General features: G+C 46.7%; 12 protein-coding genes. 6 read left to right on the top strand and 6 right to left on the bottom strand.

What is annotated here, in order from left to right; translation table 11 throughout:
* Positions 1–75: 75 nt before the first annotated feature.
* The 4 genes from hisS (at position 76) to AAC022_RS16125 (ending at position 3,790) form a co-directional block, all read left to right on the top strand.
* Positions 76–1,398 carry a histidine--tRNA ligase gene (hisS, locus tag AAC022_RS16140; protein WP_339732598.1) on the top strand — a complete coding sequence of 441 codons (1,323 nt, stop codon included), beginning with the start codon at positions 76–78 and terminating at the stop codon, positions 1,396–1,398.
* Between the two features lie 157 nt (positions 1,399–1,555).
* Positions 1,556–2,071 carry an HYExAFE family protein gene (locus AAC022_RS16135; protein ID WP_339732596.1) on the top strand — a complete coding sequence of 172 codons (516 nt, stop codon included), beginning with the start codon at positions 1,556–1,558 and terminating at the stop codon, positions 2,069–2,071.
* A 253-nt stretch (positions 2,072–2,324) separates the two neighbouring features.
* Positions 2,325–2,462 carry a hypothetical protein gene (locus AAC022_RS16130; protein ID WP_339732594.1) on the top strand — a complete coding sequence of 46 codons (138 nt, stop codon included), beginning with the start codon at positions 2,325–2,327 and terminating at the stop codon, positions 2,460–2,462.
* Between the two features lie 41 nt (positions 2,463–2,503).
* Positions 2,504–3,790: a beta-ketoacyl-[acyl-carrier-protein] synthase family protein gene (locus tag AAC022_RS16125; RefSeq protein WP_339732593.1), complete on the top strand. Its 1,287-nt coding sequence runs from the start codon at positions 2,504–2,506 to the stop codon at positions 3,788–3,790.
* Between the two features lie 116 nt (positions 3,791–3,906).
* Here the strand turns inward: AAC022_RS16125 and AAC022_RS16120 are convergent, their stop codons facing one another.
* The 4 genes from AAC022_RS16120 to AAC022_RS16105 form a co-directional block, all read right to left on the bottom strand.
* Positions 3,907–4,542 (bottom strand): hypothetical protein, encoded by a 636-nt coding sequence (locus AAC022_RS16120; RefSeq protein WP_339732591.1) that lies wholly within the window; start codon positions 4,540–4,542, stop codon positions 3,907–3,909.
* A gap of 65 nt (positions 4,543–4,607) precedes the next feature.
* Complete coding sequence (locus tag AAC022_RS16115; RefSeq protein ID WP_339732590.1) at positions 4,608–6,266, bottom strand: HD-GYP domain-containing protein; 1,659 nt, start codon at positions 6,264–6,266, stop codon at positions 4,608–4,610.
* A 557-nt stretch (positions 6,267–6,823) separates the two neighbouring features.
* Positions 6,824–7,819, bottom strand: coding sequence for a M50 family metallopeptidase (locus AAC022_RS16110; RefSeq protein ID WP_339732589.1), 996 nt, complete (start codon positions 7,817–7,819; stop codon positions 6,824–6,826).
* A 172-nt stretch (positions 7,820–7,991) separates the two neighbouring features.
* Entirely contained in the window at positions 7,992–8,495 is a 504-nt protein-coding gene (locus tag AAC022_RS16105; protein WP_339732587.1) for a GAF domain-containing protein, read from the bottom strand.
* 425 nt (positions 8,496–8,920) lie between these two features.
* Here AAC022_RS16105 and AAC022_RS16100 point away from each other — a divergent pair, with 425 nt between their 5' ends.
* Both AAC022_RS16100 and AAC022_RS16095 read left to right on the top strand, forming a co-directional pair.
* Complete coding sequence (locus AAC022_RS16100) at positions 8,921–11,320, top strand: hypothetical protein (RefSeq protein WP_339732586.1); 2,400 nt, start codon at positions 8,921–8,923, stop codon at positions 11,318–11,320.
* 380 nt (positions 11,321–11,700) lie between these two features.
* On the top strand, positions 11,701–13,350 hold the full coding sequence (locus AAC022_RS16095) for a hypothetical protein (RefSeq protein WP_339732584.1): 1,650 nt from the start codon (positions 11,701–11,703) through the stop codon (positions 13,348–13,350).
* A 123-nt stretch (positions 13,351–13,473) separates the two neighbouring features.
* On the opposite strand, the gene AAC022_RS16090 is transcribed toward AAC022_RS16095, so the two are convergent.
* Together AAC022_RS16090 and AAC022_RS16085 are read right to left on the bottom strand one after the other, a co-directional pair.
* Positions 13,474–14,079, bottom strand: a complete 606-nt coding sequence (locus AAC022_RS16090; protein ID WP_339732582.1) for a response regulator — start codon at positions 14,077–14,079, stop codon at positions 13,474–13,476.
* A gap of 416 nt (positions 14,080–14,495) precedes the next feature.
* A complete protein-coding gene (locus AAC022_RS16085; RefSeq protein WP_339732580.1) occupies positions 14,496–16,280 on the bottom strand; it encodes an adenylate/guanylate cyclase domain-containing protein in 1,785 nt (594 codons plus the stop codon).
* Positions 16,281–16,311: the final 31 nt, after the last annotated feature.

Genomic DNA, 16,311 nt, shown 5'->3' with positions numbered 1-16,311 from the left:
CCTGCTTTAGTCACTCCCCGCATCGATTACTCCAAACAACAAAAAGATCACTTTCGATCCAAGTCGGTACCTACTGTGAAAAAAACACTAATTGAGCCACGAACACTCAAAGGATTTCGGGACTATCTGCCTGCAGCAATGATTCCTCGCGAACAACTGATTGAGACTGCCAAATCAGTCTATCGCAGCTATGGTTTTAGTCCGATTGATACGCCCGCACTCGAATTCACTGAGATTCTAACCGGTAAAGGGGGAGAAGAGTCGGACAAACAGATGTTTCGCTTTGAACAAGGCGGCCGTGATGTCGCGATGCGATTCGACCTGACCGTTCCTTTCGCCCGTTTTGCCGCACAGAACATCAATGAACTGGGAACTCCCTTTAAACGTTATCATGTCGGGAAAGTCTGGCGCGGCGAGCGACCACAAAAAGGACGCTACCGTGAATTCATGCAATGCGACTTCGATACCATCGGCACGACCTCAAACTCAGCCGATATTGAGACGCTGTTTATTATCCATGATCTGATGGTCAAGATTGGCTTTACCGAATTTAAAATCCGCATTAACAACCGCATGGTTCTGAATGGACTGCTCGAAATTCTGGAACTACAGTCTCAGTCCGCGGAAGTATTGAGAGCGCTGGACAAACTCCCAAAAATTGGCCCGGACGCGGTCATCAAAGAAATGCAGGAACAGGGGAGCCTGACGCAACAACAGGCAGAAAAAGTGATTTCCCTGACAACGGTAGCGGGCTCGACAACAGACATTCTGAATTCTCTGGAGCAGCAACTTTCCGGAAATGCGTGTGGAGAGCAGGGCGTCCAATATCTACGGGAAATCTTCACTGCATCAGAAAGAGCCGGCATTCCCGGCGATCGGATTGTCCTCGATCCATCCATTGCCCGAGGACTCGATTATTATACCGGCACCATATACGAAACATTTCTGGACCAGTTACCAAATATTGGAAGCGTCTGCTCAGGCGGCCGCTATGATAATCTGGCCGAGCTGTTCACGACGCAACAATTACCAGGAGTCGGCGCCAGCCTGGGACTGGACCGCTTATTGGCGGCGATGCAGGAACTCAATCTGCTGCCAGACGTTTCGACGCCAGCTCCCATTCTGGTCACTCAAATGGACGCTGCTTATACGCCGGAATACCTCAGACTGGCCCGTGAACTGCGACTGAGCGGACTGAATGTAGAAGTCTATCCTGACACTAAATCCATCAAAAAACAGTTCAAATATGCAAATCGACATGGATTCCAGATCGTGATTATCGCAGGGACTGATGAATTTGAAAACCAGATCTGGCAAGTCAAAGAGCTGCAGACAGGCACCCAGACCGCTGTCAAGGAACAGGAAATAATCAAATTCGTGACGGGACTTCTTGAATAACAGCGCCCCGGTTAAATAGCAGCACCCCGGCAATTCTCCTGATCGTGACGCGGTTTCCCTGAAAAAACACATCCACTATAGACTTTTACACCACACCCCCATATCATTCACATAAGATCAGTTCACATCTCGATTTTAGTGGGGAGATATACGGGCCATGGTCATCCGCCGCAACCATTATGACGCCGCGTTTGAAGACTACCTTCGTGCAGCAAAAGTCCCTTATGTGGCCGTCGATGAGAAGCGTAGAGCCCTGGCACAAAACGCCTCTATCAAATCTCTGGACTTTATTGTTTCTTCGCAGCAAGGCCCTAACCTGCTGGTCGATGTCAAAGGCAGAACAGAAATTTCCCCAGACCAGCGACAGAGTCGACGCTGGGAAAATTGGGCTACGATTGAGGATATTCAGGGGCTCCAGCAATGGCAGGAGCTGTTCGGCGAAGGCTTCATCTCAGCATTAGTCTTCGCATATCAACTTCCACCGAATTCCTTGTCCAACGACCTGGAAAGATTGTTTCCTTATAAAGGGAGCCTGTATGCGTTTTATCTGGTGAAAATCGATGAATACCGCCTGAAAATGAGATCACGCTCCCACAGCTGGCAAACCGTCTTCCTGCACCAGCAGGATTTTCACGAAATGCGACAACCTGTAGATGCGATCATTCAATCCTGAAATGAAACACAGCTGTGATGTCTGAAACGATCTCACCAGAAATTGGATCTCCGATTTTTCATTCCGGTTTCCATCAGGAATCGGCTTTTCCTGATGCAGTTTGTGAGTCAGGCTGATACAATAAGCCAGCCGATAACTCCTTTAGTTCTACCTCTGCTTTCAGATTTAAACGACTATGAAGCGATCTCAAAACATTTTCAGAATCATTACTGGGTTCGTATCAGTTTCCGGAGCATCGCTGGTTTCGGTAACCATGGCACTGGCACAAGCGGACGAACAAAAAAGCGGTCTGGTGCAACAGTCTCAAACTTCGATCTTCGAATACATTCTGGTAGCGGTACTGTTCGGCTTAGCTTTATTTGCCATCTGTCGAACCAGTCATCGTTCCTGAACGCTTTCCTTCTCTCACTTCCTTTGCGACTTTAATTTCTAATGCGACCAAAGCTATCGGTATCTGAGCTTTCTCCCCGCAGGGTCGTGATTACTGGCATCGGTTTAATCACTCCTTATGCGGCAGGCCGGGAAGCGTCCTGGCAGAAACTGCTCACAGGGCAATCCGCAACCTGTCTGCTTGATGACTTGTCTCGGCAACTGAATCGCCCCATTGCGGGTGGAGTCATCCCAGACAGGCAACTCTCATCCACTTCTCTGTCCGATCAGATTCCGCTTCAGAGAGAACCGTCAATCACATTAGCGCTGAACGCTACTGCAGAAGCGATTCAGGATGCGGGGCTCGATATGGATCAGCTTCCCCGAGAAACAGCAGGCTGCGTCATCGGTTCCAGTAAGGGAGGCATGGCTGGTTTTGCACAAATGGCAGAATTGCCGCGGATGCCCCCGGAACAGGCAGCGCAAGTTCCCACTGCGTTCTGGCAACAATGTTTTCCCAGTGCCGCCAGCCAGTCCGTCGCCGCACATTATGATTTACAGGGTGCGGCATTATCAACGGTCTCTGCCTGTGCGACAGGATTTTCCAGCATCATGCGCGCGGCTGATCTCATTCGAGAAGGAGTCTGCGAAACCGTTTTTGCAGGCAGCGCTGATGCGTCTCTCCTTCCGGCTGTCATCGGCTCTTTTCAACGCATGGGGGTTCTGGCCACCGATTTTCCATCTCCCGAATCCGCGTGCCGCCCATATGATCGAAAACGTAACGGTTTTGTCGTCGGGGAGGGTGCCGGAATTCTAGTTCTGGAATCGCTGGAGCAGGCATTGAAGCGAAACGCGGTCCCTTATGCAGAATGGTTAACAGGCAGCCTGGGTTCAGACTCGACTCACTTAATGCAGTTCGATCCGACGGCGCAAAGCCTGTCGCGATTGATTTCCAGTACGCTCAATCGCTCCCAGGTCACTCCCGCAGAAATTGACTACATCAACCTGCATGGGACGGGAACCCAGATTAATGATCTGTATGAAACCCGTGCAATCCAGAACGCACTGGGATCTGCATCAAGCAAGATTCGTTGCTCAAGTTTAAAAGGAGGCATGGGACACCTGCTGGGAGCGGCCGGAAGTGTGGAACTCGGTTTTACCCTGCTGGCGATGCGCGATAACCTGGTTCCCCCAACAGTCAATCTGGAAAACCCAGATCCGGAGTGCACTCTGAATTACACGCCGCTGAAACCGGTTCCCCAGGAAATCAAAACGGCTCTGAAGCTGTCGTTCGGTTTTGGGGGACACCTCGTCGCGGGACTGATCCGCAAGTGGGATCCGTCTCTCTAGTGCTTTGTCAAGCTAGAAATTGAGGCTTAGGGGTGTTGTTTACGTGCTCCGTTGTCGCACTCTCGTGATATCTATCAACCCAATATTTAAAAATGACGCTCCACTAGTATGACTGCCTATTGCACAAACCGAGCTGATTTGACAAATTCGCGAAATCCCTCTTCTGCTTTTAGTAACTGCTCACGCGGGCCTGTCAGTTTGAGATAAAAATCGCGGGGACTGCGTGGAATCGCAACACCAATCATTCTCATGTCGGATGCCACACCGGAATTGATCGCAGGTCCAGAATCAAAGGTCCCTCTCAGATCGAGCCAGATCGCATCGACATGATCCACTCGAATTGTTTCCTGCAGAGGTGCTTCGCCAGGCGGCAAATGAAACTGCCCCTTCCATCTTTGAATGTTGGCGTCAATGCCGCCTCCCACGGAAGAAAGCGTCAGCTTGACTCCATCTCCGGCCTGAGGAATCTTGAAGCTGGCGGAAATCATTCCCCGTTGAGCCGGCGTTAATGCTGCCTGCTCCCAGCCCACAGGCACCTGAAACTGAATCCCATCAAATTCTTTGACTCCGGATGTTTGCTGGTCTAACTGATCGGACTTCAACCCTCTGGAATGCAGTGGTTCCGCTTCCGGGATGGGTAAATCGGTCTTCGATTCATACTCATTCAAACCACAGCCAGGAAAACCGACAGCGCAGAGAATTACGACTATCGAGTAAGAAGATTGCCACTGTTGAATCATTGCCTGCCTCATCGACGCCCCTCTATTGGGAATCGTACAGTTTGAGAAGAGAATATCCGTTACAGGGCGCTATTTTATCAATTAGGACTGAAATAAACCAGAGTTGTCGCTTCGTCATTATATTTTTGAGAAAGCCGGATGATTTCATCACGAATCTCAAAATAGGCATCAATGACATCAGAATCCCACTGAAAGCCTTTACCTTCGCGGAAAATGATTTCCAATCGTTCTAAGGGCATACCGTTTCGGTAAGGACGATCACTGCCCATCGCATCATAAGCATCGGCCACAGCAATAATCCGCGCCATCAATGGAATGTCAGTCCCCTTTAACCGATCGGGATAGCCTAAGCCATCAATCTGCTCATGGTGATTACGAATCCCCGGCAAAATATTCTTCAGTTTTTTGATCCCGGAAAGAATTTTATATCCGATCATCGGGTGCTTCTGAATTTGGGCAAACTCTTCGTCAGTTAATTTTCCTTCTTTCCGAAGAATCCCATCATTGACTCCGATTTTACCAATGTCATGCAACAGCCCCGACAGATAGATATTCTGCAGAAATTCGCCGGAATATCCCAACTGCTTTGCCAGTTTTTGTGCAATCAAAGCGACTCGCTCGCTATGGCCTCGTGTATAAGGATCTTTGGCATCAAGGGTCGAGATGAACGACTTCACAAAACTCAACATCAACTCTTCCTGTTGAGCGTAAAGGTCAATATTTCTCAGGTGAGTGCCTAAAAATGAAGCCACGGAATTTAGCAGGCTGGCCTGAATTGTTCCGTATTCTTCGCTTTTCAGTAAATTACAGCTGAGAATCCAGCCATAAGAATTGGAACCATCAGAAATCGGTACGAGCACCAGATTGTGTAAATCTGGAAATTCGAGTGACAATAGTGAGTTCTCTACCTGGTTAATGACAAGTGGCTGATTCCAGTTGTATCCGTCAAACTGCGCCACGAGCCGGGCCAGAGCCACTTCATCAAACCCCGCTGTACAGTCTGGCATAAACTGTGACGTATTGCCTTGGCCTTCAAACCAGATAATATTGGTTTCCGCTTCGATCAAAGTCCCAATTCGATCGAGGCACAATTTCCCCAATTGTTCCGGACTTTCAGAAATCTTGAGATGCTGAGCCACTTCATGCAGCAGACTGATTTCTTCGAATGTCTCATCCAGACACTCAGACAGATTGTCTACTTCTTCATTCAAAATCGTAAGTTGCTGTTCCTCTTCGATGTGAAGCAGGGCCAGACTCAATAATGCATGAAGAGATTTCGTATCCAGGACTCTTTGATTTTCCAACCACGCATCCAGTTCCTCTGCGGCCCACTCTCTCTGAACTGCCGCTAAAACCATTTCGGTCAGTTTGCGTTTCTCTTTGGAAAACACAAATCCAGCGGCTGTAATTCGATGAGCCTCATCTTCTACGAGAGGGATGAGAAAGTGAGTCACTCCATTTGTATTTTCGACCAAAGTCAAGCCATCAATGTGTTGAATTTCATTGAGAATATCGACAGGAAAGAAGGGCAGGGACTGCGCATTCGTTTTGTCCAGAACGATTCCATTATCGGAATCGAAACAAAACATCGTCAGACCAGTCAGTTCTGAAACTCGCTTCATGCGGCTGATGGCAAGATCGATCTTTGCATCCTGATGCAAATCCAGATCCCATTCACCACCACATTTGCTGAAGTTCGACAACTTCTTCACTGAGTCAGTTGTTCCTAGTGCCATAAGTCTCTTCTCTACTTTCTAAAGGAATATTCCCAATAAAAAGTTAGTTCGTAGACTTAAGCTCGCAAATCAGTTTTAAAAACCGGACCTCAAATGCCTTATCTCTAGAGAATATCGGGACTTTTTATAGAAAGAGTGCTGAAATAAGAGGAGGAAAAGCTTTATCCGGCTAATAGTGAACAACGAAATCATTATTCAAACCTAGACTGGTAACCAATTGCCCCGCTAGTGAAATTTGTATGATGGGCCTACAGGATCGCTCGAATAAGTCTTTTTAAACAGGGAACTTAAGGCGAATTAAGTATTACAACCTTGAAGCAGAATTTCACAACTCATGAAAGGAGCGTGTTCACCATTTTGTGGCTCAGTTCCATTTGATCCTAACGGCTGAGAGTCGGGTTTTACCGATTGGTGAAAATAAACCGAATCTACGGCCTCTCAGGTAAAATGATTTCCAAAAAAATAAAAACCGCCATTGTAAATTCTCAAACACAGGACATTAGGTATACAGAGTGTTCGGAAAGAGCGGGGATGGGATGAAACTGAATATACCGAGATTATGGATCGGAATCACTTTTACGAAATCTGGCACTCACCTGATTTAACTGCTGTCGTTCTTTGGGAGTCAAAGACTCTAAACCAAATTCGTGAACCTTATGCAGCAATAAATCAAGCTGTATTTCTGCGTCCCGATTCTTTTCTCGCTCTCGAAGCTGTTTCTGGAGTTTCCGCTTTTCCCGCCATTGCTGAAAGAATCCCGCCTGCTTCTCCACGAGTTGGCCGCTGGAACGTTCCAGGCTGGTATAGCCCTGTGAGAAATCATAGCCAAATATAGAATCATCAAATGAATCTTCTCGATGAGCTGACGTAAACTCAATCAAATTGAGCATCAGTAACAGCGCGCTGAAAAAGACGACCCAAACACTGGAGGTACACAGTCCAATGACCATTCCCAGACCGCCGCCCCAGAAACTGACATTGAACAGAATCATATGCACGACAGTTTCATCAAAACGACGCGAAAGAATAATCTGAAGGACTTTCCCACCATCCAGCGGAAGCACAGGAATCAAATTGATCAATAAAAGCAGCCAATTAATGTTAAAAATCATTAATAGAATGACTTGCCCCAAATTGTTACTGAGGTCAACCACAGGTAACTTGATCGGATTCAAAGACTCTGACAGATGCCCTGACCAGATCACAGCAGGAATCGTAATGGCACAGAGCAGCAGGTTGACAGCGGGTCCTCCGAGCACGGTCATAATCCGGGCTGAAACAGAACGCCCAGGACTACAGGCAACAAGCCCCCCTAAAGGCCATAACACGATCTGATCTGCTTCTCCACCGCCCATGCGACAGGCGACAACGTGTCCCATCTCGTGCAGGAAAACGCTCAAAAAGAGGATGCCAAATAAGAGAACTCCCAGTCCTAATGAGTAATGAGACCAGAAGACGAGTAGCAATACTGGCAGAAAAATACTGACGCGAACCTGGGTCAGGAACCAGGTTCCGATTGGAAATGACCAGTGCAATGGGTTCGAACGACTCATTTTACGAAGACCTGAAGATTTTAGTCACTGAAAAACCTGAGAGAAAATCTGGTTCAGAATGCAAAGTCACTCCCAAATTGCGAATCCTGACCATACCAATATGTTATACACCGGAGAATCCATTGGCAATTCCACTCTTTTGCACTTGAGAAATCATAATCAATTTTGCCGACTAAAGCATCCCCAAAAGTTTTTTCTCACCAATCCCTTCGGCAATTTGTGTCAAAATCTCCCATTCCGGATCTCCTTCCTGATGGACGCAATTTGTTGAAATTGCTAAGACTCCCACTACCTGATCGCCTTCGATGATCGGGACAGCATACGATTGCTGAGCCCCGAATTTCTGGAGCCATTCCGAAGACCCCTGAAGTCCGGATTCCTCGACTCGTAGCGTACCAATTGTCGGCGTTCGTTCTATTATTGCCTTCACAATCCCTAAACCGGTCTTTTCCAGAGACACCTCTTGGGTAAAGGACGCAAATTGTTTACGTACTTGTTCATCCATCTCAGCGACAGCACGAAAACCAATCTGGATCAATTTACCTATTTCACACCGCCACAGTCCAATTGCCCTGCCTCCCAAATCATCCATAATTCGGTCTAAGACAGGAAAGATTGTGCATTTTTCTTGAAACGCTTCTTCAAACTGGGCCAAGATATCATTCACTTGTTGCATGACTGGTTCCTATCTACTCCAATCCATCGAATTTCAATCTGATTACAATTGAACATGTTAACAAGTCCCTTAATCCACGTTACCGACTTTAATCAGAGGTACCTGCAATCAAACCGCTAAGTTCTTTTGACCACAGATGCCTGATGCTATATATAGATAATCCTTGAACGGAACGTTACCTACCGTATACAATGGGTTTAGAGCACTATTTTATTAACCGTGCATCACAGGCTCATTTCTGCACGTGATCATACAATTACGGTACTCAGATTCCAATCAATCGTATTTGTGATTCGTGACACATTCAAAACCTCTGACAACTACAATATATCGGACTAGTGAATATGGATCTTCCAACTTGCCCATCTTGCGGAGCATCAGTTCTCGATGAAGACGCAGCAGAATGTCCTTTCTGTGGCGCGGCAATGTCCGCTTCTGCTTCACGTAAACCTGCTGCTGAAAAGAAAGAGGCTTCGGGACAGAAACCGCAACTCACAAAACGAACAAAACGGGAAACGGTTTCTGATGATGACCCGTTTGAACTGGAACGCCAGAAACAGTCCGAAAAAGTAACTCCCTTATTGCGTAAACCCGTGAAAGGAAAAATGTTTCGTGTCGTGTGTCCCATGTGTGATACCCCCGGATTCGCTTCTCCCAAGATAGTCGGAAAAGAAGTGAAATGTCGTAATCCCGAATGCCTGGCGCCGGTTTTTCTGGTCCCCGACCCGGAAGCCAAAGATCGTAAAGCGGCCGAGCAAGTCAAACCACAGGAAAAGAAAAAATCAAAACTGCCTCTGATCGCAATAATTGTTGTGGTCATCGCAGGTCTGGGAGGCGGCTATTATAAATTAACCCAAGTCCCTGATGGCTCAGAGTTGGCAAAACCGTTTGACCAGCTAATCATTACAGATCCTGCTGGTCGATCGAAGCAGTCTGATAATGATAAACCCAAAGTCAACCCGCTGGTAAAAGATACCCAGACGAAACAGCAGCCATCCAGCAAAGATCCGGTCACTCCGGTCTCGACTGCAGTAGTTCAGAAAGAAGCACTCGAAAAAATCGTTGACCTTTCCCGTTTACGAAATAACCGTAGTAAACCATTCAGTCGACGGCTGGCTGCCGAGGCCTACGCCATCACGGGAAATATCGAAGACTCACAAGGACAGATTGAGCGGATTGACGCCGTTAAACCGCTTCTCCCTTTTTATAAAATTTTTCCGTTGATCAAAATTGGCTGGATTCAGTTAAAACAGAAATCAGGACCAGAATTAAAAAAAACGCTGGATCAAACCATTGAACTCTCAAAACAGATTCCCGAATTTGGTGGGCGGGACTCGCTCGATCTGGTCGCACGCCTGGCAGCATTCTGGGTCGCAGCCGGCAAAGAAGACCTGGCGATCGACTTGGTCAAAAAATATCAAGCTGAAAATAGTCTGGCACAACTCTCTGCCTCACTGCAGATTGCTCATGAAACCAATCAATATGATTTTGAGTCACTGATCGATCTGCATCATCGCTGGGATTCTCCCCAGTGGGTAGCGACGACTTTGATTCTGATTGCCCGCGGTTATCCTCAAGAAGCCCTGAACTGGGCGGCGTTGGCTCCTGACTCAATGGAACGAACAGAAGCAGTCACGCAATGGTCACTCGCACAGATAGAACAGTCTGTTAAACAGAAACAGAAACCAGAAATTGCTAAAATTCAACCTGCAGAGAAGAAACTGTCACCCACCGGCAATGCTTTGATGTATGCCCGTTGTGCCAGAAAGCTGATTTCCCTGAAGCAACCGGAACCAGCCCGTGTTTTCCTGACAAAATCAATCTCGTTTTTGTCAGGCACACCGGTTCCCACTCCCGTCACTCTGGGAAATATCAAAGCGATCAGTGAAATGGCACTCCCCGATGCCGCACCGCTGGATTTTCTCGCTCAGACATACCTTCAAATCGCCTGCGCGGAGTCTGAACTAGGCCAAACAGCAGAAGCGGTCAAATTCCTGAATAATTCTGTGCAGACAATTCGTGCGATCGCCCCCAGCGTAGCTGCAGTCCAAACCAAAAATAGTGAAGCATCCAACTTTAATTTTCGAGATCAGATCAAAGAAGCCCTGAATCTTGACTCGAGTGATCGCCTTCGCAGAGGTATCAACAACTACAAAAAACAATTACGCAATCTGAAATCGGCTGCGGAAAACAGACAGGTTCTTCTAGTCAAGCTGCTTTCCCAAGCCACTCGTTCCCAATTAGCCGCACAGGCATGGAAGATAGCCGCAAGCAGTCAACAGGCGACCAATGATAATTTGAAAGATACGCTGCTGGAAACAAGTCTGCCAGCTGTCATCCTCGAATCAATTGATCAGAAGAACAATCAATTAGAAACACAGATCAAAACGGCATTGAATCAATCTATGCCAGATTTATCGAAAGAAGACACGTTAATAAAACAAACAACTTCACTGGTAATGAATGGAAAACCGGAACAGGCCGCCTATGAAATTAACCAGTCAGATTTAAAGAAGGCATGGAAAGGGCAACTTTCACTTCAATTACTTTCTTCATTAATGAATCAGTCGAAGTTAAAAGAGGCGATTCAATTCACAACAGCGATCAAAGATCCCGTCTTACGAGAAGACATGCTGAATACCATTGGGGCCGTTGCTGCAATTCAGGGAAATATCGCTCCTGTCAAACAGTTGCTGGATTCCAACCGCTACACTCCTACTGAAAGCATTTCAGGTTACCTGGGACTAATCAGTGGAATCCAGGCTACTAAGAAAAACGACGATGCCAGCACATCCCCTTCAAAGGAACAACCGAAAAACCTGTAAGGTTCGATTCAGGTCATTTGTCCTGTTTATTGATCCCTAGTTTTCGTTTTTTTGTGTTTGCTGTAGAACATCCTTAATTATTTCCCAGAAATCCCGCCGAATTTTTATTCTGTACTGGCTTGGATAACCCAACCTCACACAGGAAGTGTACATTAGGCACGTCACCCCAAATCCGCCTGTTCTACCCGTTGTGAGCTTTAACGATTTCGGACTTTAGTTATTTCTTCAACCAGAGTTCCCTATTCACCACTTTCATTATAAACTAACATCCGCCAGTGGTACGTTTTAGCAGGGAACTAACACCGAATAAGTCTAAATCAGACCCTGGCAGTTATTGTTGATCACCATCGATCCCTAGAAATACATCATGGAGGAAATGTATGAGCCGCATTGCTCATGTTGCCTTAATCCTGTTACTCGGAATTTCCGTCCCCAAAGCAGTCTCGGCCGAAGAGAATTCGGCTCCGAACATCTCGCTAGTCCAGATCAATGCCGAGGGCATGATTGCCGACCTGAAATATCTGGTCCTTGATCTTGCTGATGATAAAAAAGGCTGGAGCAACCTCGATGAGTTGCTGCCCACCTTCCTGGAAGGGATCGATAAACAACGTCCCATGCGAATTGATATTTTGCTGGGAGAAAATCAGCAGGAACGATATCGGTTAATTCTTCCCGTTGAGGACCTCGGAACTTTTCGTGAAGCTTTGGAAGTCTTCGAAATTTCTGTGAAGAAACAACGCAATGGACCTTATATCCTGGGTAACCTTTTCCAAGGATTTATGAAATACCTGCAGGACTACAAATATGTCGTCATCTCTGAAAAACTCTCAGAGGTAGAGGAGATCAAAGATCCTCTCAAACGGGTCCAGGAACTGTTGAATCAAAAATACGATTTTAGTGCATTGATTACGAATGAAAAAGAAGGGGTCGATGCACGTAAAAAATCGATGAATAGCACCCGCAAACAGTTGCTGGCAGCTGTCAAGAAAAAGCAAGATGAATCGGAAAACGCATACGAACTGAGAAAACTGGCCTTCACTCATCAAATGGATGAAGTCGAGCGACTGTTTGCAGAATCACAAAAAATGGTCATCGGCTGGACCACTGATGCCGCAAAGCATGAAGGACGCCTCGATTTTACTCTTAAAGCGATCGCGGGTACTTCTCTGGATGACAGTATTAAACAGTTTGCCACAAAACCCAGTTATTTTGCCAAGGTCCCAGTCAAGCAGGACGGCATTCTCAACGGTAGAATCAATCATCCTCTCGATGAAATGCGAAAAACAAATATCACTGAGTTTTATAAATTACTCCTGCCAACACTCAAAGAACGAATTACGAACAATAAAAAACTGACAGAGGAACAAAAGACTGCCAGCAGTAAAGTTGCTGAACTTGTTATTGAAATGCTGGATGCCGGCAAGGAAACATCACTGATTGATGGTTTCATAGATACCAACGCTGATGGTGAAAAACATGTGATGCTCGGGGGAATTCGGTCAACGGACGGAGCCAAACTCAAAGAAGTTGTCGCACTCCTACCCAAGCTGATCATCGGACAAACCGTTGAGCTTGATGTTGTTAAAGAAGACTCCCTGAATATTCATAAAATCAACATTGTAGAAAAACAACAAGCCGGTTTTTATGAACTGTTTGGAGCAGGGGAAGCACTATACGTAGGCAGTACACCAGAATCGCTCTGGATGGCCGCTGGCCCGGGCGCTATCGAACGTATTAAAACGGCAGCCAAAACAGTCACAGAAGCCCCTCCCGAAACGATCAGTCCGAATGTGATCGAGTTGAATGTGAAGGCACTTCCCTGGCTGAAACTGTTCAACAAAATCCGTGATCAAAAAGGAAAACAGGAACTCCGTAAGATGGCCTTAGAGTCCCTGACCAGTTCCGATGATACCTTCTCTTTTGTGATGAAAAGAGAAGAGGATACCATCTCCGGTAAGGCAAAACTGGATAAAGGATTCTTAAGATTCCTCGGCAATATCATTGCCAAGTTTTCAAAAGAAACACTGTAAACCAATTGCCTCACAAGATAAAAACAAAACCGCACAGACTCTTACCTGTGCGGTTTTTTATTTGACTCTAATCATGTTTGCTGGTCGGAAATGAGAGTTGTGAATCTGGCGATCAAGCCGCACTCAATCCCAGTCATCCATCATTTCTTCCAAGGCTTCTTCTTCGGTTTGATCAAGATTCAACCCCGTTAACTGATCTTCAACCGAACTGGGGGCCACATTTGAATTATGATTTTCAGTGCCACGCTGCTCTAGATTAGGGGTTGTTGCAGTAACAACTGGTGCAGATGTCGACTGCTGTCGCTTGGAAGAATTGGGAGTATTCGCAACCCGCGTAAAGCCAGGTTGGGTAAATTTGCGAACTTTCTCCAGAAACTCCATCTTGGAGAAGCTGGTTTTAATAATGTAGTCATTGGCGCCTCCCTGAATGGCAGCAACAACCGTTTCTTTGCTCGCATCGGAAGTCAGCATAATAATTTTCGTCTGACTGAGTACCGGATGAGAACGAAACGCCTTCAGCGTTTGTAACCCATCCCATACTGCCATTTGCACATCAACAATGGCAATGTCAGGAGGATATTCCAATGCCTTGTAAAATCCTTCGGAACCATCGCTGGCTACAGAGACAATGTACTCTCTACGCAAAAATGAAACCATCAGATTACGAAAGAGGGGGTCATCGTCAATCACCAGGACGCGAGCATTTGATTTTTCTGATGCTTGGAGCATGAGAGGAACCTACTACCTAAAAAATCATAACTTAAGATTGGGTCGGTGGAATAATCGAATCAAAGACTTCATTTAAGACAAGCAACATCTCCTGAGACCGATTATCAATTTCAATTTTTTCAGTCACCTTAAAATCTTGATCTGTTAACTCTGTATCCGACTCGACTAATAGTTCTACATTGCTCATGGCAAAATCTCTCGCCTGTTCTGACTACCCAAGTTGTTCAGGACTAAATCACAAACTCGATGCCGTGACGTCCGTTGTTAAAAAATAGGTCAACTTTATGCAATTGGCTGAGGTTTCTGAAAATTTTTGTCTAGAAGTAGATTGCTTATCATCAGTATTCCACCCAGACAGCAAAACCCGAACAGCAGGTAAATCCCTCCAAATGGGACACCCACTTGGATTGACGAAACTACTTACTATCAAACCTGATAGTCCCATCCCAGTCGGCAGGAGCAACACGGTTTGTACGAGTAATTTGCAACGCTAGAAAGTCCTGTGCGCGATCGGAAGGAGGAATTGCATGCAACAATCGAAATGCCTCTTCCCATTGCCCTTGAATAAAACAGTCAACAGCTGTTTCGTAGCATTGAATCTGTTCATCCGTCAGAGTTTCTGTCTGCGTTTCTGGTGGAACCAACTCACTAACCACCACGGGTCTTTCCATTCCATAGGGAAGAATCCGAGCCAGCTTTCGAACTCGTCCCTCCTGACGATCCAGCTTACTCCTGACGATTTGCGCCGTCGCTTCATCCATTAAAACCGGAACACGCAGGTGCTTCGTCAAGCCCTCCAGGCGACTGGCAAGGTTGACCACCGGCCCAAAGACAGACACTTTTACCTGCTCACTGGTCCCAATCTTCCCGGCAACGGCTCTTCCATGAGCAATGCCAATCCCCATCCGAAAATCAGAAAGGGGGTGATCGGTCTGCAGCTTGAGCTGCTCGAAAGCAGCGCGAATTGCTAAAGCAGCGCGGCAAGCATCTAACGGCGCCAATTCGGAAGAGAAAGGCCATCCCCAGAATCCTAACGCCGCATCTCCCTGAAAATCACCAGTCACACCTCCAAAATCAAGTATATGTGAGGTCATAATTCCCAACGCCTGACTGACTCGATCCAGTAAACCAATTAAGTCTTCCGACGAATCCTCTGCGTGCTGGCTGAATCCCCGCAAATCGCAAAATAAGACGGTCACATCACATTCCCGAGGCTCCAGAATCTCTGTATTCAGATTGTCTCCGATAGCAGCCAGGATCGGAGGAGCGAAAAATTGCCTTAAACCAGCCTGCTGTCGTTCCAGTTGATTAAGACGCCTGACCGATTTAACAATTGACGAAACCAGTTCCGTGAACTTCACATCCGCCTGGAGATCAATGCCACTGGTCCCTTGAGGAATCGATGACTGAAAGGGATGGTTCAACTCACCTGCCACATACAGCCCCCACTTGACTGAATCACCATCTTCAACGGGTGTGCAAAATGCCCAGTCAAATTCCGCAACTGCTGTATAATCATCCTCGTCTGGGACATCTTCTTTGGAAGCCCAGACGTGCAAAACGCTCCGCCTGCTCTTTTTGACCGCTTCCAGTACCAGACGACTGCTTGGATGGAACCCCCCTTGGGTCTGGCGTCTGCGTTCCCAAAAGGGAACTTCAACTCGATCTTCCGCATTCAAACGAACGACCGCGACAGCATCGGCATGCTTCACACCTGACAGCAACATCGTCACCAGTCGATGATACAGATCCGCCTCGTTTCGCGCATCCATAATCAGCTCTGGCAAGTGGGCTAAAACATCGATTCGCTGATCGGCATCTCGATATCTGACCTTTAATAATTCATTTGGTTTGAACGTCACTTCTTCTAAAGGGGATTCGCGCGGCGATGCAAAACTGGAAACCGAATCCGTCAGTTGAAATGTAGTGGAACCAATCACGAACGCACTGCCTGGTTTTAGCAGAAACTCATCCTGCTCCTTTCCAGAAACAAATATTTGGTTCTCAGCTGATGGAAACCGCTTCACCAATACCTGTTTCTGTTGTACCGTCAGCAGCGCATGCTTTCGGGAGATTCGATCATCCCAGGAAACCGAAATCGGGACATCCTGAGACCGTCCCAATACAAGTTCCTGACCGGCCTCCAAGCTAAGTTTGCTGGAATTCTTTGGGCTTGCTCCATACATCATTAATTCCAACAAGAAAATTCTCCCTCATATTCCAAAAGAATGG

The sequence above is a fragment of the uncultured Gimesia sp. genome (genome assembly GCF_963976445.1).
In the GTDB taxonomy this organism is placed as follows: Bacteria; Planctomycetota; Planctomycetia; order Planctomycetales; family Planctomycetaceae; genus Gimesia.
The sequence above is the reverse complement of the archived record's forward strand: the minus strand, read 5'-3'. Positions and strand labels throughout refer to the sequence as shown.